Origin of the sequence: Oribacterium sp. HCP3S3_B9 (assembly GCF_052064255.1) — a bacterium.
GTDB lineage: Bacteria > Bacillota > Clostridia > Lachnospirales > Lachnospiraceae > Oribacterium.
In genome coordinates this window covers 1-1,069 of record NZ_JBQHVY010000056.1, presented here as the reverse complement: position 1 = coordinate 1,069, position 1,069 = coordinate 1, and the positions used below count along the sequence as shown (strand labels likewise).

Annotated in this window: 1 protein-coding gene; it reads right to left on the bottom strand. The window is 41.3% G+C overall.

Annotated elements, in window-relative coordinates:
• Positions 1–75: 75 nt before the first annotated feature.
• Complete coding sequence (locus tag ACTNC3_RS11370; RefSeq protein WP_441227499.1) at positions 76–957, bottom strand: DUF6017 domain-containing protein; 882 nt, start codon at positions 955–957, stop codon at positions 76–78.
• Between the last annotated feature and the right edge of the window lie 112 nt (positions 958–1,069).

The window sequence follows — 1,069 nt, the reverse complement described above, 5'->3', positions numbered from 1 at the left end:
CCTCTTGTACATTAGATTCTTATAACCGCCCGGGTTGATAAGTAGTATCAATGTACCGTGAGGTATCTTTTTATGTCAAACCCGATCTACTTTGAAGATTACAGGAAGCTTGGATGTGTAATAATGATCGATGGTTAATGGTGCGTTGTAGATTGTTGCAAGCAGGTACTGTTTCACGTTCCTGATATCAGTGATTTGATGCTTAAAGCAATCCAGTATGTATTCCATATGTCCTGAATCAATTTTCATAAACTGAGCCCTTACCACATCTATCGGCTTGTCATCTCCTGATATCCGGATGGTCTTTGCCGTGCTACACAAAACATCCAACATTAGATTAAAGATTTCATTTATCCGTCCTACATCACATGGATTGTTCTGGATCAGTACGTCTATACGTAGCTTCTCCATGAGATAATCCTCATACTGTTTTCTGATTCTCATCGGATCATCCATCCTAACCACCTTTTCTCCTGGATTTGCTGATTCCGCCGATAGATGGATGGGATCAGTCTTTCTCATATCAATATTATTAATATGAGTATTATTAGTGCATGATTTCCATGAGTCCGGACTTGTGATCTCCACATCTCTAGACTCACGATTTTCATGAGTCTGTGAATCATGATTTTCATGAGTCTCAATTTGACGCTCTCCATTTCCGTCCCCATGCAGTCCTGTTGCGAAATCTCTCACATAGATTCGTGTCACTTTTCCCTGTCCTCGCTTCTTTCGTTCAATCAGTCCTTTTGTTTCTAGCTCCTTAAGCAGCTTTGTCGCTTTCTGGTTTGCGCAGTGCATATCAGTCATGATCTGTTCTAAGGTGTAAAAGATATAAACCTTTCCCTCCTTATCAAGCCAGCCATTTTTAGCTGACAAAGACGATCTATCCAGCATGAGTGAGTACAGGAGCTTCGCATCCGTTGTGATGTCTGCAAATTGATCATCTGTAATCAAAAGTAAGCGCTCAGTGTTAGCTGAGCGCGCTAACTTACTACCGTGAGATCTTTGGGTTTCCATCCTTGTCTTCGATAGTTGCCTTCGTGTCTATTGCGCAGAGTTTCTTCAT